The sequence below is a fragment of the Novosphingobium hassiacum genome (assembly GCF_014196055.1).
Lineage (GTDB): Bacteria > Pseudomonadota > Alphaproteobacteria > Sphingomonadales > Sphingomonadaceae > Novosphingobium > Novosphingobium hassiacum.
Genome location: NZ_JACICY010000019.1, coordinates 1 through 26,979 on the forward strand (window position 1 = coordinate 1; position 26,979 = coordinate 26,979).

Genomic DNA, 26,979 nt, shown 5'->3' on the forward strand with positions numbered 1-26,979 from the left:
CCGACATTCATATCTGGGCGGCATCAGCCCGCTCGCGTTCGAAGCCAAGGTGGCTTAATGAGATAGGTGACCGGCACAAAACCGTTACAAGTCCAAGCAGCTCCAGGCGCGGTTCGTGGAGACCTACGCTGATCGCCTTCACGACGAGATCGAAGGAGAGCTGACTCTGCCCCAGTTTGCGCCGGTGAGCCGTCCCGGCATCGCGGGCCAGGGCGATGTCCGCGCGCGCGGTCCCAGTAGTGGCAGCGGATCAGGCAGTGTCGGTGCCGCTCCCGGCTCGTCGGGGATCAGCGAAGAGGTGCGCGCGGCACAGACACGTGGTCGTGGGCGGATCGATCAGTCGAGGGGCAACCTCGACGCTGTCACCCGCGGCGCCAAAGGCGCATCGGAAGAGGCCGCAGATGAGGTCAAGGAGTGGTAAAGCCTCAGAGGACGAGATCGTTGACAATCACAAAGGCGATGTATGCGGAAAGCAGGGTGAAAATCGTAACTAGAGCCGCACGGCCCCAGGGATCGGCCCATGTCTTCTTCCACCGGTAGGCAGTTAAACGATCTTCTGCGATTGCGCGATCGAGTTCCTTGAGACCCTTCCAATCTTCGGTCGCAGCGGGGTGGTCAGATGATTTCAACATGGGGCACCTAATCGAATTGAGTGGCACTCCAAAACTGCCGCATTATCGCGCATTTTGGGGCTTTATGCGCTGATTCTGACATATAAAACCATGGCCGCCAAGGGGTTGTTGATCAGCATTTTTCATGAACTCAGTTCGAGATATCGGCAGAATGCATTTGCGAGCTGCATCTGACGGGGGGTGCGGCATTCGGCCTCGAAAACTTGCGGCGACCCCACAAGGATCGTGACGCATTTGGCGCGTGAGGTCGCGACGTTGAGCCGGTTGAGACTGTAGAGAAATTCCATGCCACGCGGGGCATCCGCGTGCGAGGAGCTTGCCAGCGAGTAGATCGAGATGGGCGCTTCCTGGCCCTGGAACTTGTCGACCGTTCCTACCCGCGCTTGCGGCAACCGCCGTTGGATCTCAAAAACCTGAGCATTGTAGGGCGCAATGATCAGGATGTCGTCGATCCCGATCTGGCGCTCTTCGCCAGCCCGATCGACCCATGTTGCGCCTTGCGCCAGGATGTTACCGACAAGTTCGGCGATTACATCTGCCTCTTCGGTCGAACAATTCTGATTGCCGGTATGTTCGACAGGCAGGAACCGAAGGCCTGTTCCATTGGCAATCCCGGTCGCTTTGACGGTTTGCCCTGCCGCCTCTGCCTTCGATGCAAGCTTTGCCTCGTAGAACAGCTCTGACGTGAATGCGCAGATATCCGGGTGAAGCCGCCAAGTGACGTCGAGAAACAGGCCTTCGTCCGGTGCGATGGTTTGCTTACCGGAGAGCAGGTGATCAAGAGCAGAGCAGCCGGTGCCGTCGGGGTGGCTGCCTTGCATTGGCTGGTCGAGTTGCTGGGGATCTCCGAGCAAAATGAGGGTCTTTGCCGCTTGCGAAACCGCAAGCACATTTGCCAGGGACATCTGCGCTGCCTCATCGACAAAAAGGACATCGAGATTCTCAAAGGCGTCCTCTGTCGACCATAGCCAAGCGGTTCCGCCCGCGACGCTGCAATCTGCTTTGAGCGCCGCGAAGACTTCCGCATTGCTCTTTTTGGCGAACCGTAGCCGGTCTGTCGGATCGTCTTTGTTCCCGCCTTTCGGCTTCTGAATGCAGACCAGCGGAGTATCGGTTTCGTCTGCCACCTCGACCACCTTGTTCAGCAGGTTGCGGATCACTTCATGCCCATTGGCGACAATGCCGACTTTCTTGCCTTGGCGGACCAGCTCGCAGATCATGTGCCCGCCGGTGTGGGTCTTGCCAGTGCCTGGAGGCCCCTGGATTGGCAGCACCCCCGCTGAGATGAGCGGGGCGATACGCACCCCCGCATCGAGCGGCTTTTCCCCTTCGAGCCGAACTGCGGTGCCATCTGCAATGCGCGGCGCCACACGCATCAGCATATCACGGGCTGCGCGGTACGATTCTCCTTCGATCATGCCGTTCTCGCAGACGTAGGTTGCCAGTCTGACGAGCGATTCTTGCATCGGCTTGGAGGAGACAAATTCATGCACGAAAACGGCCGCAGGATGCTCGCCCGCCATAGCGGATGCTTTCTTGATATCGACGGTCCGTTGCTCGCGCGAGATGTCCTCGATGGTCCCGAACGTCTGACCGCCTTGCACCTTGAGACCTTTACCCGCGCGGATATCAGCCTCTTGGGTCGGGAACCTGTATCGGTCGATCGGGCACTTGGCAGTGCCGCCAACGGTCTCAATGAAGGTGAGACCGGCCAACCCCGAGCGCTCGTCGAGCAGCTCCTCTGCCGAGAGATCGCTGAGGCGGAAGTATTCCCACCAGGTCGCCTTCTCTTCGCGTCGATGCCACTCGAGAAGATTGGCAAGCAGCCAACGCGCATGCTGCTCGGCGCTGCGCTCGGCAGGGTCGACCGGGACATCGGCGGTCAACTGTTCGATCAGTGGAGTAATCAGTTCCAGCCATTCAGACAGGCCTTCGCTCGGCCCGCTCTCCCCCGGTTCTGGTCTCGTTAGGTCGATGCCCTGAGCAAGGAGCTTGGCCCGCTCGATTTCAAGCCAATCGCGCAGGACTTGCGTGGAAACACAGTCGTCGCGGTTGTAGGCTGCGACGGTCTGCTTATCCTGCGGGAGAATTCCGGCGGCATCGTTGAGCTCGAGGCTCACCTGCAGACGGTTAAGCGCCAGGTTGGCATCGGGAAGGCTGGCGTCCCGCGTATAGCCGTAAAGCGGCTCGAGCTTCTTGATGGAATAGCTCTCTACGCCGGCACGCAGCGAATGACGCACGACGCTCAGCAGATCCACGAACACCAAGCCGCGCAGCAATGAATCCAGTGCGTCTTCGCGAGTGCCGTATCGGCCCATCAGCCGCTTGAGTGCACCGGTTTCATAGCCCCCATAGTGGAAGACATGGAGCTGCGGATTTGTCTTCATCCGTTCGAGCACGAAATCGATGAAGGTCTCGAATGCTGCCTTTTCGCCGGCCCGGTCGAGCGCCCAAAGCCCGCGATAACGGGGCTCACCATTATCGTGGAAGTGAAAGCCCAGCAGGTACTCGAGCCCGTGTTGGCCGACGAAGGAATCCCCCTCGAAGTCGAGAAAGATGTCGCCATCACATGGCTCGGGCAGGCAATTGAGGCCAAACCCTGCGACCGGCGCTAGAAGCTCGTAACGCAGTTCACCACTGGCTTTGGTTTCAAGCTGGATTCTCGCCTGCTCGCGGACACGGGCGAGCGACTCTTTTGATCCTCGCTCGGGCTTCCATTGCAGCGGTAGCGGTAGCTCAGCGAGCCCCGTTGCCGTTGTAACCCCATGATCCTTGAGCTCGGCAATCTGCATGGAGGAAATGCCTGCCACAAGGCAGAGGTGATCATCATCGCGGCGTTGCTTGTCGCAGCGGGCGCTCCAATTGCAGATATCGCAGTTTGCCGCCGGCTCCGGGTAGGTTTGAGCGGGTTCCTCGCTTCCGATCGCTCCGAGCAGACCGAGCTTCACCTGCCGATAATAGGCGGCAAAATCTGCAAGCCGATAACGCTCGGGTTCAAAGTCGGTCCACGGCGGAATAACGCTGGCGAAGACCGGCAGCACGCCTTGCACTTCTCCAATGAGTTCAGAGTAAAGGCACAGCTGGAGTACGGTGCCGCCTTTGGTTTCCCGGGCAAGCTTGGTGTCGGCGGCCTCGTAGGACCAATTGCCGAGGTCACTTGGTGTTTCAACGCGGCGCAGAATATCAGCACGGCCCGCCCAGGAACCCCCTCGCAGTGCGCCCTGGACGATCACCTCAACGCCTGCGCGCATGGCGGCGACGGTTTGCATAACAGCATCTTCGCTGACATCAACGCCTTCAATCAGAACGGACGTCAGGCCCTGGGCGCGCAGATGGTCGACATAGGCCAATTCGTGCTGCTTGCCGCGCTCCCAGAGCGCCTCAAGCGCAGGATCGAAGAATTTCGGACGCGAGTGCTCACCGCGCGCTGCCGCATGCTCCAATTGGGTCAAGTGCCGGCAGTTCAGATACCCCACCAGATCTGTTGCGCTGAGACGCGGCGTTCCATTTTGAATTTGCACGAAGTAGCCTCCGAAAAATCAGCTTGTTTCAGCTTTGGCGAGCCCTACCGCGCGTTGCCGCATCTGTTGGGCAACTGCCTGCCGGGAACCAAGCTCGACACTCATCGCGTGGATCCGCGGCAAACCGGTCCGACGCGAAAGCACCGGGGCTGTTAGAAAGCGCAGAGCTTAGCCAAACAAGGTTTGCGCCATGAGGATGGCACCTGCTTGCGACATCAGACACCGTCGATCCCCTCTACTGCTTTGAGCCAGCAGCGGAAGGGTGCCCATGGGACGGACCGGCGTTGCTCATCCGCCCTGAGCCGATCAGAAAGTTCTGAAATAAACTTGCTTGAGTTTGTAAATTTGGATGCCACGCGAACAGGCAAGTCATTGGCAGCTTCCGCTCTTGCCGCAATCGATCGAATCCAATCCATTGAGAGCGAAATGCTACTCATTGGTCCGGTAACACCGAACGGAAAAGCTTCGAATTCTTCGCCTGTTTCTCTTGAAAACACAGCGGAAAGAAGGCGGTTGTAGGTTTCTCCACCCCACGTTAGCAGCTTTTCGGGACCTTCTGTTCGCCAACGGTCCGGGTTCTCGCCTAGTTGGCGAGCGAGGCCTCGGATCACGGCCCTGCCCGTCACAATCTTTCCCCCGCTACCTTGGATTTTAGCCAATCGGCGAGGGTCAGTCGCCACATCGCCCAGATATGATTTCCCGTCCTCTCCAATTTTAAGTTTGCGCATTTGTCCGCCAAGAAAAAGTGCGCCGCCAGCGCTCCCATCCGCGTCTTTGAGCGCCACATCCCCTGTCCGAAAATCCAATACAGATGGTCCGGCCTGTCCCGCGATAACACTATGAATCTTTCCTGCATCGGCTTCATCTAACAGGCGATCACATGGAATGAGTGCTCCGCGCACATCTTGCATGCATCCGGTATCCAACATATCGCCGACAACCGCAGTCAAGTCGCAACCAGCCTCTTTAGATAAATTGCTAATATTCAACGCCTTTTCTTGGCGAGTTGCTCGCCAACACAAACTCAATGCCTGCTGAAACTCGACCGACGGCCGCTGGTATTCGAACGTGTCGTCGATTTCCCCTCGAGCACCGCAATCAACCAACGCCCGGTAAATGCGCTCGTCGCTCTCATCTCGACGGAAAGCAACAACGCGGCACTTGCCAGTTCTGCGATTGCCCCGTCCAATCCGCTGCAAGAACGCGCTCACTGTCGGAGGTGGGTCGGCCAAAACTACCGCATCAATATCGCCAATATCTATACCGATCTCCAGCGTGGAGGTTGCCACGCAAATGCCATACCTCTCGGTGCGCATACGCTGTTCGACCATCTCGCGTTGCGAAGCGGCCAGGGAACCGAAATGGAGGTGAACCGGCCAGCGCGATCCCTCCAGTTCCCGGTGGAGGTGAGCAGCCAAAGCATGGGCACCGTTTCGCGAGTTGGCAAACACCAGAACTTTTTCGGCTCGGGTACGATTGATCCAATCGGCCAAGACCCGAGCCTGTTCGGGCGACGGACCATCGTTTTCCGCGCAAGCGAGTAGGTCGAGGTCGATTTCACGAGCAGTTCCGCTGGAAATGACTTCAGGGTTGTTGCCCAGCCATAGGCGGGCGACACCTTGCATATCGTCGAGTGTCGCAGTCATCCCAACCAATTGAAAAGCATCACGCAATGAGCGTGAAGGCTGCGCAGCCACGCGCAGTCGATCGATCACATGCCGAAGTTGTTGTCCTCTCGGTTGCCCATGCAGAAGATGGATTTCGTCGATTACCAAGGCCCGAACGTATGAGAGTGCTGCTGGTCTGCGCAGTTGCAAGGAATCCAGCGCCTCAGGAGTAGCGAGAAGGCAGAATGCGCCGTCTGGAGATCTGAACTCATGGCGATCCCCTGTATAACGGGCGATAGCTTCCGGAAACCGCGTTCCCAGATACCCCACGAGCCGTTCATAGAGATCGTTCACCAGGGCCTTGGTTGGTGCCACATAGACCGTTGACAGTCTTCCTCGCGCAAATGAGCGGTGACGCTGGAATAGCGGCGCAATGGCCGCTTCCGTTTTTCCGGAGGCCGTCGGTGCGGCGAACAATATGTTTTGCCCGCGGACGATAGCGGGCATGACCAGCCGCTGGCTTTCGTAGGGGCGCCTGCCGTCAAAAAAGATCGGCAAGGCATCCGGCATCATCCGGGCGAGCGTGGCACGGTCGTCATTCATCCCAAGGCATAAACTCGCCGGAAATCTGCCCAGCCGCGGCAGAAAGAAGTTGTACAAGCTCGTCCGCGTCCATTGCGGTATCACGACTCATCAGCAAGGCCGGTATGAAGCCCACCATTTTGGTCCATTGCCGGAGTATCCGGTCCTCTTCGGGCGTCTCTTCGAAATGATGACGGAGAGTGGCCGCGAGGCGCGCCCTCAGGCCTGCGTCAGACAGCATCGCAACCCGAGGCCCCAGCTTGGTTGAAGTCTGCTCGAGGAAATGCTGACACCACTGTTCATAGTCGGCGCCACTTGGAGCATGAAGGTGTAAAACATCGTCCTCGTCGTGGATCAAAACGCTCATCTCGCCTGCTTTGCGCTTTAGATCCTGCGTGTCTTCTCCTTCGGTCAGACCAACGAATAGGGCAAAGTGTGGACCTTCTTTCCAGAAATCCGGGATACTGAACTCGTATTCGTAATCGCAATCAGGTTTGCGGAGCTTTGGCTGCGGTTTGTGGGCGCAGCGCGATATAACGTCGAAAAAATTGTTAGCCCTAATATAGCGGTTGAACGAGTAAGTTCGGACGTGCTCCGCCTCGTCGATCACGATTGCGAGCCCCTTGTAACCCAAGGCTTTCAGTATTTCGCTCAGCACAACGAGATGAAACGCATAGACGAGGGCGTTGTCCTTCGTCTGCGGCATGCTCGGGATCGCTCTTCGATGGCCGGTGCGCCAGCTAATCGAACGTATGGCGCTGATTTGCTTCACTTGTCCCTGAAGCCAACTGACCGCTGCCACATAAGCAGTATCGTCACGCCGATGGGAAAGGTTGAGAAGTGCCTCCAGCCCATAGCTGAACCATGGCGAACGCTTGAAGTATGGCAACGATCGGATCGCGTCCCAATGGTCGCGAATTTCCTTCACCAAGTCGATGAAGTCTATATTCTTGCTGCCGTCCGCCTTCTCGGGGAACTCCAGCCCGCTCATAAGCGCCTGGTAAACCGTTGACGGTTTCGCGGGATCGGCGGCCTTTGGATCGAGTTCAATGGTTGCAGTAACCCAGCCCTGGCTCAGAGCCACGGCTCTCACAAGTTGAAGGTGGTGCGACTTACCGGAACCGTAATAGCCCATGAAGACCCTACACAGCCCGTGCGTGTCCGCGCCCGAAAGTAACGCTTCGATCTCCTTTGACGCGGCATTTCCACCTATTGTCAGGTTGACCAGCTGCTCGGGTTCGCCTGGGACAACACCCAGATTCACCGCTTCGAATGCTTTGCGAAAGGCCACATCGTTGAGTTGCTTGGGGCCTGCAGTCGAGCCTGCCAGATTGGACACGTTGTTCCGCGGCAACAGCTCGTCGGAATCGACGTCGATGGTCTCGCCAAGAAAATCAACCGTCGCGGTATCGCCCAGGATGGCGATCACCTTGCCTATGCCGAATTCCGCATGCTCGACTTGCGCGCCTTGGGCAATCATGCATCACCCTCCAGTGGCGGCTCGTGATCATTTACGAAATCGCTTGCCTCTTGATCTGTAATAAGTCGTTGTCCATCCTTCTGCTGGTCAAGGAATCGGCAATATTGATAGACAAAAAAGCGAGGTTTAGGCGTTTCAAACAAGACACCCTCCTGCGCTATAACAAGCTCTTTCATATTCTGGATTTGAGTATCCATTTCCCACGAAATTTCATTTGCGCGCGCAAATATTGCGAGCAAACGCTCACCAATTTCAAAAATCACCTGACTGGAATTGGTGTCCTCAATATTGATGAGTGGAACCATAGGGCTTGCGGGCGAAAAGGCCTTACTCCCTATTCGGTCCTGTAGGGCGCGGTAGGTGCTGATTACCTCCGACCTGAAGTCGGGCGTTGCCGCATATAGAAACATTACGCCGCCGAACTCGCCGTCAGCGTTCTGATTGATCATCGTCAACAGATTCTCGATGGCTTGCTTCTGCTTGATCGATCCTCTGCGGAAAGATGAAGTACGCGTGCCCTCATCGAAAGCGATAAAAAATCCCTTGTAACCCATCCTAGTCCGCAGAAAGGCGATGACGGTCTTAAGGCGCCGAAATGCGTTGTCGTCCCGCGCTGGCTCGAACATTCCGTGGTTCTTAAGCGCCGTCGAGCGAATGTTATCACCGCGAACCCAGCCAATAATCTCGTTATCGATCACCGATTCACTTGCACCGCATGCGATCTTGAGCAGCCGTTGGCTCAAAGCGGTAAGCGCGGTAGCCATTTGCTGGTCGGGCGCACCACGCCACAGCCCCCCAATCTGTTGCTCGATTTGACGCTGCACGACCTCTGGTACATCTCCGCCCGGTTCGGCACCGAGCTGGCGGATACGTCGTAGGATCCAACTCTCCAGCAGCACCTCGATGCCTTTCGAGTCAGCTCCGTCGAATTGGGCATCTGCGGGCGGTAGGAAGGACTCCATTATTGCTCGGAAGATCGCGGCCGGCGAATTGAATGGGCACTCCGCCCCCACCGTAACGATCGACGTCACAACGTCTTGCTCACTCGCTTTGGTTGCGAGGCTGTTGATGAACTGGGTCTTGCCGCTACCGTAGTCACCTTCAAGATATTTGAAGCAACCGATACCGTCGGCAAGCTCACCGCGGAAGTAGTTGTGATCGAGAGCATCGAGGATGTGACCCGTGCCGACGTTCAGAAAATGCGAGTACTTACCCGGCGCGATTGGTGAATTAAGCAAGCCGGATATGACGCGCCGCGCGTCCACTCTACTGATCGCGAGTTCCAAATTCGTTCTCCCGTTATTCAGTCGGCCACACGCCGCAGGTAGATCATAGGGCGCACTGCGGTTCCCTCAGCGTTAGACGGCACAAAATAGGCCCTCGATTTGGAGCCATGTGCCTGGTTGAGCGTTGCCGGTACCAATTCGAATAACTCTCGCTTGCCGGGCTCCCGATTGCGCCGCCAGTTGATAAGGTTCGTGATGAAGGTTGCGTCCGGAACATCGCTGAAATTGCGGCGAGCTGGCGTCCCAAAGAAGCGCTCGTCCTGCGAAGCAATCTTGAAGAGCCGTGCAACGTCCGCGATTAGCACGTCGTCGCTCTGCGAGAAGTGCCGCGCCATCAGCCAAGCGAGCATCAACTTGTCGAGGAATTCCTGGACCGGAAGTGTGCCATCCTTGATGATTCTGTCCGCTGCAGCGTGCGCCGACAGGACATATTCGACATCCGCAGGGATCTTGGCGATGACTGGATAATGTGGCGTCATCGACCATGCCCAGTTCTGGCCACTCTTGTCGCCGACCAGCACGAGGCGTCCCGCGAAAAACTGGTTATCTTTTACACCTGTCTGCACGCCCTCAAGCCGATGAAGAACCTCCAGTGCGAAGCGGCGGCGATTGTCTTGATGACGCATTTGGTCGATATGCCGGTCGATCGCATGCTGGGCTTCATCGATCTCGCGCTGCACGTCCGGTGTTGGCCGCAATGTATCTGGCAGATTCAGTGAAACCAGCTCTTGTTGCCGCTCGATAAGCGCGGGCGACATGTCGAGACCTACTGCACGCGTTTGACCCTGCCCTAGGATACGGGGGAGCTTTGCTGCAAGAATTCCCTTTGGGTTTGCAAGCAGACCGTGCTGCTCGACGAAGCGCTCGAACGCAGGGAATGGGGAGGCAGGATCGGTCATAATAGTCCTTAACTCAAGCCTGCGTCACGTCGAACAGGCCTCGATCGACCTTGCGTAGCAGAGAGGGAAATTCACTTGCGATGAGTGCGAGGCGGCGCGCTGGCCGCGAAAGCGCAACGTAGGCGCGATTAAGCGTGAAGTTGAGCGCAGCGCTCTCAACATCCTCCAATCCGACGATAATGCAGGCATCGAACTCCAAACCCTTGATCCGCTCGACCGAAGTCGTGAGTAGGCCTTCGCCGCTCGCCGCCCATGGCTCGGCCAGGGTAACGCCAGCTACCGTGAGTTCGGCCCGCAGTTTCATCATGGCCTCTTCGTCCTCGTTAATCTGAAGCAGGGCGATGCTTTCGATCGCCTGCGAGCGGCGAAGCACCGCAACGATCTGCTTGATCCGGAGGACGTGGTCCTGTGGTGGTGCGATGATCAACTGTGGCTTCTTGTCATCGAGCGCAGTGTTCGCCTCGAACGTGGGCCGCTCTCTGAAGGCGACCTCGTAGAAGCCTTGAAGAAAACGACCAATCTGGCGGCTTTGGCGCATGTTTTTTGCAAAGGGGTAGATTTGCTCCACTCCTTTACCCCGCAGTGACCGGCCGACCTTGAATGCTTCCGCGTCCTTCATACCATGCACCGGACTAACGATCTGACGAAAGTCAGCAGAAACCGTTAGCGCGCCGTCGGGATCGACCAGTGAACCGATCAGTGATGCCTCTGCCACGCAAAGGTCCTGTGCCTCATCAATTGCAACATGGGTCAAGCGTTGGGGGCCGATCATGGCCGGAGCAATTGCCGAGGGTATCTCCCTAAAGCGCCTCTGCGCTTCGGTCTCTTCGGGCAGGGCGAAACGCAATAGCCACGCAAGCCAGGGGCGATCCTCAGGTCCGTAGCCGCGGGCCTCCCATTCCTCGATCGCGGAACGCAGCACCGAGGTTTCGTCCACACGCGATCCAGTGCCGCGACGCATGCGATGCGCGGCTTCGGACGCGCGTCCTCCAAAATAGGCAGCAAGCGCGGCGAGCGGATCGTAGACGTGGAAGAGCCACTGCTGGAACAATTCGTCGAACCGTTCACGGGCGCGGCTGGACATCGCCTGGCGGGCAGCGTCATACTGGCGGGCAATTGCTAGGTGAACGCTCGTCATCCGCCATTGCGAGCGCAGCGGGTCTGCAGTGCGGCCTTCCTTCTGACTGTAGACTCGCAGGGCTTCGGCCAGCACCGCCAGCTGCTCTCGCGCGTCCGCGTCGTTGGTAGCCCACGCCGTGTTTGCCCCTGAACTTAGCCGTTCTGCAATCTGCGCTTCGTAGGCCTCCCACAACCGCCCCAAGTCATGATGATCTGACAAACCGAGAATTGCGGTGCGCGCTGCGAGTTCCAGCGGCTGCAGCTTGCGCTGCCGTGGCCGGGCATCATGTTTGTAAGGCCAGCTTTGATCCAGATATTCCGCAATATAGTCCGACACTGAACGGACTACGGAAACGGGGATGTCGAGCTGCTGCGAAAGCAGCACTTTCGCCTGCTCGGCCAGATTGTCGTTCGCCAGGAAAACGCGGGTCAACGCCGGCTCATAGCTCACCAGCCGACCACCTTCCTCTCGCTGATCCTGCTGGTCGAAAAGAAAACGGATCCGCTGAAACGCAACGGTCGTCTTGCCCGAGCCCGGTGCGCCGGTAACAATCATAAGGCCCGTCATGCGCGAGACAAATGCGTGCACCTGGTCAGGCGTCATGTTGAGTTTAACGGCCTTGAGGCCAGTTTTGGGTGCCACCGTCTGCAGGGGACGCACGGCACCTCCTGGCTGGTACACTCCCGAAATCGTTGGGAGCACTTCGTCGAAGCGGGCCCGAGCCATAGGCTCCACGCTTAGGAGCCTGTAGCCTAGTGTTCTGATGTCTTGATAATCGCCAAGGTTCAGTGTGAGTGCATATTGCACGCCCGGATGCGTCCAGCTCAACACCGGCACCTTTGCACCATTCATCGTCAGCACCTGATTGGACGAACTCTCGGTGTTGCAATACCAAAGTTGCTCCTGTTCGATACGCTTGCCGTTCGGCCCAGGAACTTCAGTGTAGACTTCAACCATGGCATGGAACGGCTGTTTGGTGATTGCCGCGAGCGAAGCATCGCGTGCATCCTCATAACCTAGCCGCGCCTTATCATATTCGGTTATGCCTCCAAGGCCTCCTACTGGCGCGAGGGACTGGGCGGACTTGCCAGATTCGGAGATCGCAGCTGCTACCGCGATTTCGGCATTCTCTTGGTCGCGCGTGACGCGCTTTGCCAGTTCGTCCGCCTTAGCATTCGTCGCCATAAATCCTCCCGTGAGAATGCTTCAAGCCACCGGGGTAAGCTCTGCATTATTTCGTTTTAATCGACAAGCCGTCCTGGTTCCGATGATTCCAAATTCTCGCGCGCGCGCGTGCGCGCGAGGCGAAACCTCGTATCGAGCACTCGGATCGGTGTGGAGGGAGTCTTGAACAAAACACGTTGGCGGCCGGATCACGGCGACCAAACGCATCGCGCCGCAATTAACGAGAATTCCTGTCTAGACCGCAGCATGGCGGCCCGCCTTTTCATTGCCAATGCACGATTATGCCGGTCTATCTCGCGGCTTTGAATGGTCTTGAGGGGGGCTCGAACTGCCACACCGAATCACCCGCTCCGCCCCAGCGCCTAATCAAGTGGAAGATATGCGCAGCCATGGCGCTGGCCGTGGTCGAGTTTTACTGGATTTTCTACATTCTTCCTCTATTTTCTCACGCGGTGACAGCCATTGACGATGGAGTCGGCAATTGGAGAGCGATGTGATGACCATCAGGGAGGTTGCCGACTATCTCAAGCTGGCTGAGAAAACCGCCTATCGCCTGGCCGCGGATGGCAAGATCCCTGGCTTCAAGGTTGGTGCCTCGTGGCGTTTTCGGAAAAGCGAAATTGACCGATGGATTGTCGCTCAAGAGCAAGGGCGAAATTGAACCATGGGTAATATGATGGACTCTGCTCTACTACCGGTGTTGAAAGTCAGATTGCTTGTCAGTTTTCTGGGCGAGCGGGCGCAGTTTGGTTGGTGGCCGACGGCATTTTATGATGCGTCAGGCCGACTCTTTCTCGAACCTATATTTTCGAAAACACCGCAACTCGCCCAGTATCATGGCGTTGTCGAGGCAGCACGTCGCCTGCACGACGAGCACTTAAGCGTTGGAACCTATCACCTTTTCCGCCTGCCTGAGGAGTTGGAACAAGATCTCCATTTACTCGTCCAAGGGGGAGCTGAGGAGTTGTCTCCGGCAGTCCTCTTTCGAGATAAACAAACGGCGCTTGAGGCCCTCACCGATAAAGCAGGCTCAGCAAAGAAGGGCGGGGTTGGCCCGGTAGCAATCGGAAACGTAGGTGATATTTCCGATCATCTCAAAGATATTGCCTCAGTTTATGCTGGGGCTTTCTCGTCCAACGCCCAATCCTTTCCTTACCTGGCAGGCTGATCGTGTCTGACCGGAAGCCATACGATACTAACCTAGCGATGGGCCTAGGCCTCATTGATGAAACCAAAGAACTGCTTCAGGTTTGGTTGCCCGGGCAGCCTGCTGTTGAACTGTATCAAAAGGTTCTGAGCTCCGGCAAGCTGGCTGGAGGGTCGGCCTATCGGCTAAGAAACATTGTAGTTCGGTGCTTCTCTCCTAGGTATTTGATACAGAATGGAGCACCAGCTTCCCGATTGAAGATATTGTTGCCAGTTCTGACCGCCTCAGAAATGCGGCAGTTACTCTACCTATACACGTGCCGCGCTAACCCCGTCTTGGCTGATTTCGTGCGTGAGGCTTACTGGGAAGCATACGAGTCGTCGGCCCGCGTTATGACAAAAGAGAGCGCCGAGCATTTCGTTCGCAGAGCGATCGATGATGGCAAGACATCCTCACGGTGGGCAGAGGGACAGATTGAGCGCATGGGGCGCTACCTGATGGGTTGCTGCTCGGATTTCGGATTGCTTGGAAGTCGAATGAAGGGCGGGCGTCTGATCAACACCATTAGAATTGAGCAGAAGGTAGTCGCCTATCTGGCGCATGATCTCCATTTTTCTGAACTGGGTGACAACGCAATTCTTGCGCATCACGATTGGAAACTTTTTGGCCTCACGCGCGAAGATGTGCTGGAGGAGCTGAAGAAGCTCTCCCTCAAGGGACATTTTATTATCCAAGCCGCTGGCGACGTCGTTCGGATCAGCTGGAAGCAACCAAGCATGGAGGCGCTTTGCGATGTCCTCTCTCAGGGCTGATTTTGACGAATTGCGCGAGCGCATACGGCATGGTCGCGAACTCGGGCATGCGAGCTTCGAACCTATTTACTATCTGATCTTTCCGCCGGAGCAGATCCTGGAGGTAAAGCGCCAAACCCCTGCGTGGCTGGCGAAACTTCACCAGGAGGGTTGGGACGTTCACACGTTTTCGATTGCAGAGAGCCTGTGGGACCTCCTTCAGAAGGATCCGTTCTGGTCGCTCTGCCTCGCGGAAGACAAAGCGTCCCCTCTCGACTGGATGCGCACCAACAAGGCACTTGCCGACATTGTGACATCTGGTGGTGGGCTTCTTAACCGCCTGGCAGAAGCGCTAAAGCCTTTGGAAGCCAAGCCGAATGCGCTGCTGCTGGTAACGGATCTGGAGGCGCTCCATCCGTTCTTGCGCATCGGGGCAATCGAAAGCCAGCTTCAAGGACAATTTCATGTGCCAACGGTGTTCCTTTACCCCGGTGTTCGAACAGGGAAAACTCGCCTGAAATTCCTCGGCTTCTATCCCGAGGATGGTAATTACCGGTCCGTCCATGTCGGCGGTTAAAATGCAAAGAATAGGCTGGGGTACTACGCTGTGAGCATTCGGGAATTATTTGATCCGTCCAAGGACATTTATCGGACGATCGAGAAGGTCATCACTTATGGTGCTGCCCAAGAAGACCGGCTGAAGGCTGAAATCTCTGAATATGTGGTCACGGAGAGCATCGAGGAGCAATTCCGCAAGCTCCTTGATCGCATGCAGATGGCCATGGAGGCTGGTGGCGAGAACGAAGTGGGAGTCTGGGTGTCCGGCTTCTATGGCTCGGGCAAGAGCTCCTTCACCAAATATCTCGGCCTCGCCTTCGACAACCAACGAACGATCGACGGAACTCCGTTCATCAAGCACCTGCAAGATCGTTTGCACAAGCCCCAGACCAAAGCGCTGCTCAGCACTGTTGCCCAACGCTTCCCTGCAGCCGTTGTCTTACTCGATCTTGCCAGTGAGATGCTTGCCGGGGCAACCATGGAGGAGGTTTCCACGGTTCTCTACTTCAAGGTTCTTCAGTGGGCTGGCTATTCGCGCAATCTAAAGGTCGCAGCCTTCGAGCGGATGATCGAAAAGGAGAATCGTACTGATGAGTTGCATCGGCGCGTTGGAGAAGCCTTGCCCGGCGCCACCTGGGATCGAGTTCAGAACAATCCCCTCGCGATCGATGGGCTTATTCCGAAAATTGCACACGAAATGTATCCGGGGCTGTTCCCGGAGACGAAGTCATTTTCGTCGAGCACGGACGGATTTTTTCAGTTCGAGGATCAACGTGTCCAAGAGATGATCGATATTGTCCGAGAAAAAAGCGGCAAGCAGAACATCATCTTCATCATCGACGAAGTCGGGCAGTATGTCGCATCACGTGACAACTTGATCCTCAATCTCGATGGCTTGGCAAAAAACCTTAAGCGTCTAGGCGACGGCAAGGTCTGGATTATATCCACGGCACAGCAGACCCTGACCGAGGATGATCCGCGCGCTGCCCTCAATTCGGACAAGCTTTATAAGCTCAAGGATCGCTTCCCGATCCAGATTGATCTCGAATCGAGCGATATCAAAGAAATTTGTTATCGCCGTTTGCTTGGGAAATCCCCTGCGGGCGAAGAGCAGCTAGGAAAGCTGTTCGACACTCACGGCCAAGCGCTTCGACACAATACAAAGCTGCAGGATGCAAAGTACTACGACGCCGACTTCAGCCGCGAAACATTCATCAATCTCTACCCCTTCCTGCCTGCACATTTTGACATCCTTTTGCATCTTTTGGGTGCGCTGGCTAAATCGACTGGTGGCATTGGGCTGCGGTCTGCCATCAAGGTCGTCCAGGACGTACTCAAGGGTGAAGGCGGCTCGACGGCGATGGCCGATCAGCCTGTTGGCTGGCTCGCAACAACCGTTACGCTCTACGACGAACTTGAAAAGGACATTCGGCGCGCCTTCCCCTCAATCCACCAAGCGGTCGGCAAGGTTCTTATTCGGTTCCCAGACACGCAGCGCCACCAGGACATTGCCAAATCTGTCGCGGTCTTACAAATTCTGGGCAACTTGCCTGTCACAGTGCAGAACGTCGCCAGCCTGATGCAGCCGTTGGTCGCGGCAGCCTCTCAGCTCGAAGATGTGCGCAAGGCAGCCGACGAGATGCTCGGCGATGTTCATGTCCCACTGGGTGAGAAGGATGGAAATCTTGTATTTCTGAGTGAGAAGCTTCGGGATATCGAACAGGAACGCGGCGCGCTGGCCCTACGTTCGGTCGACGTACGTCGTGCCTTTAATGACGCTCTGCGTGAAGCCTTTGATCCACTGCCACGGGTCAATCTACACGGGACGTTAGCTGTTGCCTCAGGGCTCAAGGTGCAAACAGGCAGTGCAGTGACCAGCCTTGCTGGCGATCAAAATCCCATACAGACAATCGTCGAGTTGGTGCCGGTCGCAGATTATGACACGGCGCGCAACCGCCTACTTGATGACTCGCGCAGCCGAACCGGGCGGAATGTGATTGGTCTTTTGGCCAGAGCAAATCCCGACTTGGATGAACTAGCGAACGAAATTTACCGTAGCCAACGGATAGCTGAGCTGCATCGCAACGAACCTGATCAAGAGGTCCGTGACTATTGCGCGGGGCAGCTGGATCGGGCGAGCAAGCTTGCAGTTCAGTTACAGAGCAAGATTAAACAGACCCTGCAGGGTGGATCGTTCGTTTTTCGCGGCCAGGCTACCGCGGTCACGGCACTCAACGTGGACTTGCTGGAGGCGACGAAAAAGCTTCTCGGTGACGTCGCTGAGCAGGTGTACGATCGGTATGCTGAAGCGCCGGTGCGGGCCGCAACGGATTGCGCCGAAAAATTCCTCAAGGTTGCGAACCCTTCGGCTATCAGCAGCGCGCTGGATCCGCTCGGGCTAGTGCAAACGGTCGCGGGTCGCGCGACTTTCCGCAGCGACCACAAGGCGATGATCAGCATCCGCGATTACATCGACAAGCGGGGCACAGTCGATGGCAAGCGGCTACTCGATGACTTCAGCAGTGATCCTTTTGGCTGGTCGCCCGACACAACCCGCTACATCCTCGCGGCGATGCTGATCGGGGGGGAGATCAAGCTCAAGGTTTCTGGACGCGAGGTCACTGCGGCAGGTCAGCAGGCGATCGACGCCCTGAAAACCAACAATTCATTCAAGCCAATCGGTGTTGCGCTCCGCGACGAACGCCCGTCGATCGAAACGCTGGGTCGTGCAGCAGAGCGGTTGACCGAATTGGTCGGTGATACGGTCATTCCCCTTGAACAGGAAATCAGCAAGGTCGCCACGAAATTTTTCCCTCGCTTCCAACATGATTACGGATCTCTGTCGGAAAAGTTGAACGGCTTAGGGCTCGGCGGTAGCGATCGGATTATCACCCTGAATCAGGACCTCGCGGATGTCCTGTTCACCGACGCTTCCGATGCACCTCAGCGATTGGGAGCCGAGAATTCTGCCATCTACGATAATTTGAGATGGGCGGTCGAGGTGAAACGGGCACTTGATAATGGCCTTGATGTGACCGTGCGTGCACTGCAGTCCCATCGCCATGAAATCGATGAGCTGCCGAACACCGGCGCCCCTGGGGAACTCAGAAAAGAGTTAGGCGAAGACCTGGTCAACTTGTCCGAGCGACTGAAGAAGGAGGATTTCTTCAAGCACACTGCCGACCTCAATTCGTTGCTCACGCACATCAAAGGGCGCGTTCGTGACACGGTTCAATCATTGTCAGAGCAGCAGAGACTGAGATTGAAGGATGGCGTTGAAGACTTACAGCGTCTGCCGGAGTGGTCGGGCCTGACACAGGAAGATCGTGGCAATGTGGTCGAGCGGCTGGAAGCATTGGCGCTGACCGTTTCTGAGGACCTATCCGGCCTCAAGAAGCTGCTGGCACGCGATTACGATATCAGCAGCACGATCGACGATCTGAAGCGATCGATAGCCCGCCAGGAGCAGGAGAGGCGGCGGATGGAGCTTGAGGAGGAAGTAGGCAAGAGCGGGGGACGCGACCGTACCACGTTCTCTCGCTCCGTTCCTGTTCCGTGCAAAGTTGCCTCAGCCAGCGAACTGGACATGCTGATCCAGGCGCTGAACGAGTTGAAAACCCAATTGGCCCTTTATGACGATATCGACATCTCGTTCGTGCTTGGCGGGGACGCATAAGCATGGCGTTCGATCAGGCCACGCGTAACCGACTGCAGCGCTTTGTCACCGATGCACGTCGGGCGTTGGAAGAAGAATTCACGCGCCAGCTCCAGAACGATTTCGGGATGGACCCGGTCGCCGGCACGGTCACACCGATCGAAAGCCTGCGGCACATCAACGACCAGCAACGCGAAACAGCGCGGATCCTTCGGGACACGCTGGATCACTATTGCGCTGGCGGGGACATGGACACGAAGGCCGGCCTCGACCGCATCGTGCGAGAGCAGGCATTCACTGTCTTGAACCGGCTGGCCGCGCTTCGAATGGCGGAGGCGCGTGGGCTATTGATCGAAACGGTTGGCAATGGGTTTCAGGCCAAAGGCTTTCAGCTTTATGCCCGCCTGGCTGGTACGGGGCTTGGCGAAACTGGCGATGCTTACCGGGTTTACCTACAAAGCGTCTTTGACGAGTTGTCTCTAGACCTGCCCGGCCTGTTCGACCGCTACTCGCCACAAGGGCGCTTATTCCCGCGGGAGGCCGCGCTGCTCCAAGTCCTGGCGCTCATCAATCATGGAGAGATTGAGCCGCTGTGGGCTGAAGATGAGACGATCGGCTGGATCTACCAGTACTTCAACTCGAAGGAAGAGCGCAAAGCGATGCGCGATGCGTCCCAGGCGCCGCGTAACAGCCGCGAACTGGCCGTGCGCAACCAGTTCTTCACGCCGCGCTATGTGGTGGAGTTCCTGGTCGACAACACGCTCGGGCGGCTCTGGTTCAACTGGACGGGCGGGCAGACCTCGCTACGCGACCGCTGCCAATACCTGCTGGTGAAGCCGAACGAGTGGCCCGAGGTCACACAGCGCCTTCGCGACCCACGCACGATAAAGCTGCTCGATCCCGCCTGCGGGTCGATGCATTTTGGGCTCTATGCCTTCGACCTGTTCCAGGAGGTCTATCGCGAGGCTTGGGATTGGGAACAAGCCCATGGCTCCGGCGGGCTAGATCGGGAAACTAGCGGCAGACCCGATCTGAAGCCGCTCTCGGCAACCTATGCCGACCAGGATGCGTTCCTGCGCGACGTGCCGCGGCTGATCATCGAGCACAACATCTACGGCGTCGATATTGATCCGCGTGCGGCGCAAATCGCGTCGTTGGCGCTGTGGTTGCGGGCGCAGCGAGCGTGGCATGATACCGGTGCGAAAGCCAAGGATCGACCTAATATTGGGAGCGGGCAAGTGGTGGCCGCCGTGGCGCCACCAGCAGAAGTAGATCTCCGCAAGCGGTTTATGGCAGAGCTCGCGCCCCTCGATGCGGAGCTGTTCGAAAAGACGCTGTTCCTGCTCAAGGATCTGCCCGTACTTGGGGTGCTGCTACAGGTCGAAAGGGAATTACCTGCACTGATCCGCTTAGTATTTGGCGAGCACGGCGACCTTTTTCACGCCGATGACATGTTGCAGTGGCAGAAGGCCGAAACGCGGTTGCGCGAGGCGTTGACGGACTATGCACACGCGACCAGATCCACCTTTCAGGGTCGGCTGTTTGCGGAGGATGCGCTTCAGGGCTTGCGTATGATCGACCATTGCCGCGAGGTATTTGATGTGGTGGTGATGAACCCCCCATTTGGTCTACCATCATCATCGGCTCGAAATTACATTGACGAGCAGTATATGGGTGCACACGGCGACATCTACGCATCATTCGTTGCCCGAGCAATGGAGATGGCACCTGATGGATTTGTCGGATGCATCACTTCCAGTTCATTTTTGCTTTCCCCAAGAATGGAAGCGTTTCGAAAGCGCCTTCTTCCAAGGCTCGGCTGTGTCGCTGATTGCGGATTGGGCGTCATGGATGACGCGATGGTTCGTTCGGCAATCTACATATTGGAACCCAACCAGTTGCCGTTCTTCCGTGTAGCCAACGCTAAATCACACCTAAATTCTATTAAGCATGGGGCACCAGCGAAGTTATTCTGTGAACTGTTCTCAGATACCGAAAAGCAGTTTTTTGCAGATCTGCCGCAATCCCGGCTCCTCATTGACGCCCCGCAGAATGTTCGCGACCTCTTAGCGCATGGACCATATTTCGAACCCAATGCGGGGACGGCTCGCGAGGGAATGAAGACATTTGACAATGAGCGCTTCATTCGCTTGCCGTGGGAGGTGGTGGGATCCGCAATAGGAAAGGGGAAAAAATGGCACTGGCTTGTTAAGGGTGGTGAATTTTCCTTTTTCTATTCTGAAGTTCATCTTTTGCTAAATTGGGCGAATGATGGCGCAGAGCTCAAAGAAATCAATATCAATCTTAATGGATCGACGGCGCAAGTTCGTCAGGCATCCACATTCTGGGGACGCGAAGGGGCAACATACTCCAAGAGATCATCCGGCTTTTCAGCACGGATTCTACCTAAAGACTGTATATTTACGAGCAATGGTCCGGCGATCCTGCCTCTCAATGACACCGATCCGCTGTATCTGCTAGGGTGGCTAAATAGTCGACCAATTCGTGCGTTGACACACCTCAATGCGGGAGCATTCGATAGTTACTCTACTGGTGCCCTGAAGCGACTTCCTTGGAAAGCACCTGACTCTTCGCAAAAAGAGAGACTTCGTGCTTCCGTCGCTTCCGCTGTGACGGCGGCAAAGCAACTCGCGTCTCTTTCAAACGAATGCTCGAGTTGGTTCGCAAAGCTGCCAATCCATCCAAAACTAAACATGATAAAGGCCGAATTTGAGCGGCTTTCAGCCGAAAAGGTTGAGCGGGAATCTGTAGCTCTCGCCACCGGGGACCTCGTTGTATCTAGCGTCTATGAGTTAACTTCGCTGGACTGGACGATACCGTTCGTTGGTGGCGAACCAGATCCAATAGAATCTGTCTCATCAGATGAAGGCGAATCTGCGCAATTGACTCCATCGACCGCTTTCACTGATGCAGAGGTTTCTTATCGAACGATATCGTACCTAGTGGGAGTCGTCTTCAATCGATGGGCACCTACATTCGATGAATGCGTCGAGATCACCAAGGCCCTCAATTCGCCCGTAGCGGCCTTGCCTTGCGTTCCCCCCGGCGCAAGTTCGTCGCTCCATGGTGTAGCTTCTGGCATTTCCGTTCTGCCTACAGGTGCGCTGTCCGAACTTATCCGAGCTCGGTTAGCCTCACTTGTCGAGGCAGCCGACGATCTTGAGCGCGAATGTCTCGATGCGCTCGATGCGGGGACACTGGATGCCTACCTAGACGATCCTAAGGCATTCTTCGCGCGACATTTATCTGGGTATACCGCTAGCAAGCGAGCAGCCCCTATTTATTGGCCGCTCTCGACCGCATCGGGCAGCTACACACTCTGGCTTTACTACCCAAGTCTAACTGGCCAGACACTCTACACAGCCATCAACGATTTCATTGAGCCAAAGCTGAAGCAGGTCGACCAAGACGTCGCTGCCTTACGCAACAAAGGCAGTGCCCGCTCGTTCGACGACGAAAAGACTTTCGAGGCTCTCCAGAACCTCGAGCTCGAGCTAATCGAATTCCGCGACACCCTATTGCAGATTGCACCAACTTATCACCCGAACCAGGACGACGGCGTTCCGATCGCCGCTGCGCCGCTCTGGCAGCTTTTCCGCCACAAGCCTTGGCAGAAGATCCTGAAGGACACTTGGGCCAATCTGGAGAAAGGCGACTATGATTGGGCACATCTGGCGATGGCCTATTGGCCGAGCCGGGTGCGGGGAAAGTGCGAAACCGACAAGTCACTCGCTATCGCCCATGACCTTGAGCATCTGTATGTCGAAACGGAGCCGAAAACGGCCAAGGCCCGTGGGCGCATGAAGGACGCGGAATGACCATCGCCAGTTTCATCCGTGATTCCGTGCTGCGCCCGCGCTTGCTCAAAGCGGGTTGCATGGTCGTTTATGATCCTGACCAGCGCTATCAGGCGATCTGTGCCAGCCTGGAAGCCGACCGCGTGCGGGTGGTCGATGCCTCGGTAAGCAGCATCGAGAGCCGGTTGGCGGCGATCCAGGCGCTGAGTGAAGTAGGCCGCCCGAAGAGCAGTCTTGACGCGGTCCTGATCTATGTCCCCAAAGGCCCACCTGAGACCGACGAAGACAAGCAGATCGACCCCTTTTCGATCTATGCTGTGAGCGGCGCCGTGTTTCCGAAGGACGATGGCGACGACTATCTCAGCCTGTGCCTGCGGGCAAAGCCCGACCATTCGACCGAAGTTCGCCGGGTCTTTGCGGGGGCGGCAACTGGGCCTGCATTCGTCGTCATCGATGCGATTGGCGGCGGAGCCAGTTGGCCGCAACTGCGCTCGGCATTGCAGGTAGAATCGGGGCGCGAAATCCTGACCGCGCTGCTGGCGCCGAATGCAGCGCAAGCCGAGGCGCTTAAGGCACAGGAAGGCTGGGGTGATGAGGCGCGAGAATTCTTGTCGGCGACACTGGGGCTGAGCGTAAAAACGCGCGGGAAGTCGTGGAATTCTCTGGCCGACGAGCTTTGGCGGTTCGTGTTGTTCAGCGAGTTTATATTCGATCTGCCAGTGGCTTTGCCTGAAGCCCTATACGGTGTGCCGCATGCCCCTGTCGAGGCGCGCCCGATCATTGAGGATGTTTGCGATCGACTGCGGAGCAACCCAAAGTCGCGCAGCGGGTATATCGAGCGAGCCGAGGCGATCGAAATCGAGTTGGATATGGCTGGCCAATGCAGCGCGATCGAAGATCTGGGGGAGCGCGACACGTTCCCGTTCGAGGAGCGAACCTTCCTTAAGTCCGCCATCAAGGGAATTACGACCAATGATACCGATGTGACCCGGCGGCTGCTGGCGCGCCACAAGAACTCGGTTTGGCTCGGTAAGGGCGAGAGCCAATCGCAATGGGAACTCGTTCGCGCGGGGCTCAGCCTCGTCGAAGCATGTGAGGACTACGAGCGCCAGTTGCCAGAGCATGCGCGCTCCCAGGCCGAGTTGTTGGATTTCTACCTGGGCAGCCTGAGAGAAGCCGACCGACTACAGCGAGAATTTGAGCAGGCAGTCGGTGACTTTTTGGATCCGCACGGCTTGATGCAAGAGGTGATTGATCAGGCACGGGCACGCTATCGACGGTTGGCCGAAAAAGTGCAGACGATTTTCGTCAAGCATATCGAAACCACCGGGTGGCCCCCGCAGGGACGACTCGCCAATGCCGATGTTTTTGATCGCCTGCTCGCCGATCGCTTGAAGGAAAGCGGCCGACGAGTAGCTTACTTGATGATCGACGCACTGCGCTATGAACTCGGTGTGGCCCTTGAAAAGATGCTCGCCGAAGATGGGCCTGTCGAGTTGCAGGCGGCTTACGCCCAGCTTCCGACAATTACACTCGTGGGTATGGCAAGCCTCCTCCCGAATGCCAGGACTGAACTGACATTGGGTCTGGACGCGGATTCACTGGCTCCGAGCCTTGGTGCGGCGCGTGTCGGCAATGTCAGCCAACGTATGGACGTTCTGAAGAAGCGCTTTGGCGACCGCTTTCATGAAATGCCGCTTAATGACTTCGTTCGAGGCAAACCGAAAATCTCCGAGACAGTCGATCTCTTCGTCCTGAGGTCTACTGAAATCGACAGCCAGTTGGAGAGCAACCCCGAGACGACGCTCGGTCTGATACCTGGCACGCTGAAGCTGATCCGGGTGGCGCTGCATAAACTCCGCAGCATGGGATTCAAGGAAGCCGTCATCGTGACGGACCACGGCTTTTTCCTCAACGCCCAGGCCGAAGCCGGCGACGTCTGCATAAAGCCGCAGGGCAATTGGCCGATCAATGCACACGATCGGATCATGCTGGGCAATGGCAACGCTGATACGCACAGTGCTGTGGTCAGTGCAGAAAAGCTCGGCATCCGCGGTGATTTCGGACAGGTCGCGATGCCACGCAGCATGGCGCCCTATCGGGCCGGGCATCTCTATTTCCATGGTGGCGCTTCGCTCGCCGAGGCGGTCGTGCCGGTACTTGTGGCACGCTTGGACACCGAGGAAAATGCTGCGACCGGCAGGGTGGCAGTCGAGATCTACTATAAGAACGGCGCCAAGCGGATCACGACGCGGATGCCCGTCATCGATATCAAGGTGCAATCCGACGATATGTTTTCACAAGACGTGATCGTCGAAGTGCTGATCGAAGCCCAAGACGCCAAAGGTAATGTGGTTGGCGAACCGCGGCCCGGAGGCGATGTGAACCCTGCCACGCGCACGCTTGCGCTCGCGCCTGGCCAGAGCAAGCAGATCGCCTTGAGGATGGATCCGGACTTCGAAGGGAAGTTCTCGGTCAAAGCGCTCAATCCCACCACACTGGCGAGCTACAGCACCCTGGCTCTCGAAACGGACTACACGGTATGAGCGAATTGGACGGCCTGGACCGGCAACTGACATCGGCGTTCGACGGGAAGGTCGTCCGCAAGGATCTCCTGCATCGCATCAAAAAGGGCACCAACGTCCCCACATTCGTGCTGGAGTTTCTCCTTGCACGCTTTTGTGCCAGTGACGACCAAGCCGAAATTGATGCGGGAATGGAGGCCGTCCTCGCGACGCTACAAGACAACTATGTACGTCCTGACGAAGCGAACGCCGCCCAGTCAAAGGTTGCGACCAAGGGCAAGCATCGTTTTATCGATAAGGTCCATGTCCGATTTGTCGAGAAAGAGAAGCGCCACTGGGCATCGCTTGAGAACTTCAATTCCCAGCGCATCGCCGTCGGTGAGAAGTTTTACCGCGATAATGATCGTCTTCTCGAAGGTGGAATTTGGGCCGAAGTGACCCTGGCACACAACGAAATCGATGAAGACGACTATGCCTTCTACATCGAGGATCTGCGCCCGATCCAACTCTCGCGATTTGATTTTGACCAGTATGTAGAAGGACGAAAGTCATTCACGCGGGATGATTGGCTTGACGCAATTATGCGTTCAGTCGGCCTAGAGCCGTCCAAGCTCTCGAAGCGCGTAAAACTGCATTATATCGCGCGCTTAGCGCCTCTCGTGGAACCGAACTACAACTATATCGAACTCGGTCCTCGGGGAACGGGCAAGTCATATTTTTTCAGCGAATTTTCGCCCTATGCAACGCTGATTTCCGGCGGTCAGGCAACGAAGGCCACGCTGTTCTACAATAACGCCCGTCGCAAAGTAGGCCTGGTTGGCTATTGGGATACCGTCGCATTTGACGAGGTCGGAGGGATCAAAGTCCGTGATCCAGATACCATCCAGATCATGAAAGATTTCATGGCAAATGGTCGCTTCTCGCGAGGCGCAGAAGTGATTGCGGATGCGAGCTTGAGTTTCGTTGGCAATATCGACCTTTCGGTCGATCAGGTCGTTAACTCGACGGAATACGACCTCTTTCAGCCGCTTCCGCCCGAGTTGGACCTAGCCGTGATGGATCGGTTCGCCGCTTATATTCCAGGCTGGGAGATGCCCAAAAACAGCAGTGAGTTTCTGACGAACCGCTACGGTTTCATAACGGACTACCTAGCAGAGGCCTTTCATTACCAATTCAAGCATACCAACCGCTACGAAGAAGTTAGCCGCCAGATCCGGCTTGGCAAAGACATCGAGGGACGTGACGAAAAAGGCATCAAGAAGACCGTAGCGGCATTTCTGAAGATTCTTCATCCAGGTAGCCCGGCCACAACCGAGGAGTTTGAAGAGTATGTTGCTTATGCGACGGAGTGCCGGCGTCGCGTCAAGGAACAAATGAACAAGCGCAAGCCCGACGACGAGTTTGCTCGCATCAACCTATCCTACTTTGAGGCGAGTGGGACAGAGGTCGTTGTCTTCTGCCCTGAGTCGAAAAACGCTCTTGCAACGCAGCAGCCAGCTCGTCGACGTCTCAAAAATAATGGGGCTATGAGCGAAGCGATGATTGGCTCTGCGCCAGCCAATCTGGATGAGCCGAAGCAGGCAATAGCCGATATTCAACCGTCAATTGAGCCTGTTCAGGCTGGGGCTGAGCCTGCTCCATCTTCGCCCAAGGAGCAACATTTCACGATTCTGTATGGTGACACTGGGCACAGTTACGAGACAATCATGGGGCCATACCTGCGCAGCGCGAAAGAAATCACTATTGAGGATCCCTATATTCGCCTGCAACATCAGATCCAAAATTTCGTCCGTTTTTGTGAGACTTGCCTCAAATCTGGTTCGATCAAGACGATCAATCTAGTCAGTAGTTATGATGACAGGACCGAGCTTGCCGACGTCTCGGAGAAGCTCGAAGACCTGAAGCAGAGCCTCCTCGAATCCGACATTGTCTTGAATGTGTCGCTGAATCCCAACATGCATGACCGTGAAATTCGCTTAGACAACGGCTGGCATATCAAGATTGGTCGTGGCCTTGATTTCTACCAGCGGCCAGGAAGTTGGTTTGAGGTTGGTGCGAACGACCTCACGTTGCGAAAGTGCCTAGAAACAAAAGTCGATATATTTCATGTAGCTTAGGGGTTTCCCAAAGATGCGCCATTTGAATGGCAAACCTGGCGGATTGTCACCTGCTT

At 56.5% G+C, this 26,979-nt stretch carries 17 protein-coding genes; 10 read left to right on the forward strand and 7 right to left on the reverse strand.

Annotation, left to right across the window (positions count from 1 at the left end):
• Nucleotides 1-115 precede the first annotated feature (115 nt).
• Nucleotides 116-421, forward strand: coding sequence for a hypothetical protein (locus GGQ88_RS19420; RefSeq protein ID WP_183615123.1), 306 nt, complete (start codon nt 116-118; stop codon nt 419-421).
• Nucleotides 422-425: 4 nt separating this feature from the next.
• Here the strand turns inward: GGQ88_RS19420 and GGQ88_RS19425 are convergent, their stop codons facing one another.
• The 7 genes from GGQ88_RS19425 to GGQ88_RS19455 all read right to left on the reverse strand — a co-directional run bounded on the left by GGQ88_RS19425 (nt 426) and on the right by GGQ88_RS19455 (nt 12,312).
• Nucleotides 426-632, reverse strand: a complete 207-nt coding sequence (locus GGQ88_RS19425) for a hypothetical protein (protein ID WP_183615124.1) — start codon at nt 630-632, stop codon at nt 426-428.
• A gap of 122 nt (nt 633-754) precedes the next feature.
• On the reverse strand, nt 755-4,153 hold the full coding sequence (locus GGQ88_RS19430) for a TM0106 family RecB-like putative nuclease (RefSeq protein WP_183615125.1): 3,399 nt from the start codon (nt 4,151-4,153) through the stop codon (nt 755-757).
• A gap of 215 nt (nt 4,154-4,368) precedes the next feature.
• Nucleotides 4,369-6,363 (reverse strand): DEAD/DEAH box helicase, encoded by a 1,995-nt coding sequence (locus GGQ88_RS19435; protein WP_183615126.1) that lies wholly within the window; start codon nt 6,361-6,363, stop codon nt 4,369-4,371.
• Nucleotides 6,356-7,822: a BREX system ATP-binding domain-containing protein gene (locus tag GGQ88_RS19440; protein WP_183615127.1), complete on the reverse strand. Its 1,467-nt coding sequence runs from the start codon at nt 7,820-7,822 to the stop codon at nt 6,356-6,358. Before GGQ88_RS19440 ends, GGQ88_RS19435 begins: the two co-directional genes overlap by 8 nt.
• On the reverse strand, nt 7,819-9,108 hold the full coding sequence (locus tag GGQ88_RS19445; protein ID WP_183615128.1) for a BREX system ATP-binding domain-containing protein: 1,290 nt from the start codon (nt 9,106-9,108) through the stop codon (nt 7,819-7,821). Before GGQ88_RS19445 ends, GGQ88_RS19440 begins: the two co-directional genes overlap by 4 nt.
• Before the next feature lie 17 nt (nt 9,109-9,125).
• Nucleotides 9,126-10,007, reverse strand: a complete 882-nt coding sequence (locus GGQ88_RS19450; RefSeq protein WP_183615129.1) for a hypothetical protein — start codon at nt 10,005-10,007, stop codon at nt 9,126-9,128.
• A 13-nt stretch (nt 10,008-10,020) separates the two neighbouring features.
• Entirely contained in the window at nt 10,021-12,312 is a 2,292-nt protein-coding gene (locus GGQ88_RS19455) for a helicase domain-containing protein (RefSeq protein ID WP_183615130.1), read from the reverse strand.
• Nucleotides 12,313-12,593: 281 nt separating this feature from the next.
• On the opposite strand from GGQ88_RS19455, the gene GGQ88_RS19460 reads away from it, so the two are divergent.
• From GGQ88_RS19460 to brxL, 9 genes are read left to right on the forward strand one after another with little or no spacing between them, the layout of a single operon-like run.
• On the forward strand, nt 12,594-12,809 hold the full coding sequence (locus GGQ88_RS19460) for a hypothetical protein (protein WP_183615131.1): 216 nt from the start codon (nt 12,594-12,596) through the stop codon (nt 12,807-12,809).
• On the forward strand, nt 12,794-12,973 hold the full coding sequence (gene mads1, locus GGQ88_RS19465; protein ID WP_132470429.1) for a methylation-associated defense system helix-turn-helix domain-containing protein MAD1: 180 nt from the start codon (nt 12,794-12,796) through the stop codon (nt 12,971-12,973). Before GGQ88_RS19460 ends, mads1 begins: the two co-directional genes overlap by 16 nt.
• Nucleotides 12,974-12,976: 3 nt before the next feature.
• Nucleotides 12,977-13,480, forward strand: coding sequence for a BrxE family protein (locus GGQ88_RS19470; RefSeq protein ID WP_246386382.1), 504 nt, complete (start codon nt 12,977-12,979; stop codon nt 13,478-13,480).
• Between the two features lie 2 nt (nt 13,481-13,482).
• Nucleotides 13,483-14,271: a BrxA family protein gene (locus GGQ88_RS19475; protein WP_183615132.1), complete on the forward strand. Its 789-nt coding sequence runs from the start codon at nt 13,483-13,485 to the stop codon at nt 14,269-14,271.
• Nucleotides 14,252-14,827: a BREX protein BrxB domain-containing protein gene (locus GGQ88_RS19480; RefSeq protein ID WP_183615133.1), complete on the forward strand. Its 576-nt coding sequence runs from the start codon at nt 14,252-14,254 to the stop codon at nt 14,825-14,827. The genes GGQ88_RS19475 and GGQ88_RS19480 overlap by 20 nt, the downstream gene beginning before the upstream one ends.
• A gap of 30 nt (nt 14,828-14,857) precedes the next feature.
• A complete protein-coding gene (gene brxC / locus GGQ88_RS19485) occupies nt 14,858-18,484 on the forward strand; it encodes a BREX system P-loop protein BrxC (RefSeq protein ID WP_183615134.1) in 3,627 nt (1,208 codons plus the stop codon).
• Between the two features lie 2 nt (nt 18,485-18,486).
• Entirely contained in the window at nt 18,487-22,302 is a 3,816-nt protein-coding gene (gene pglX, locus GGQ88_RS19490; RefSeq protein WP_183615135.1) for a BREX-1 system adenine-specific DNA-methyltransferase PglX, read from the forward strand.
• Nucleotides 22,299-24,827, forward strand: a complete 2,529-nt coding sequence (locus GGQ88_RS19495) for a PglZ domain-containing protein (RefSeq protein WP_183615136.1) — start codon at nt 22,299-22,301, stop codon at nt 24,825-24,827. Before pglX ends, GGQ88_RS19495 begins: the two co-directional genes overlap by 4 nt.
• The gene (brxL, locus tag GGQ88_RS19500; protein WP_221214794.1) at nt 24,824-26,923 is read left to right on the forward strand and encodes a BREX system Lon protease-like protein BrxL; all 2,100 of its coding nucleotides are present in this window, start codon (nt 24,824-24,826) and stop codon (nt 26,921-26,923) included. Before GGQ88_RS19495 ends, brxL begins: the two co-directional genes overlap by 4 nt.
• Nucleotides 26,924-26,979: the final 56 nt, after the last annotated feature.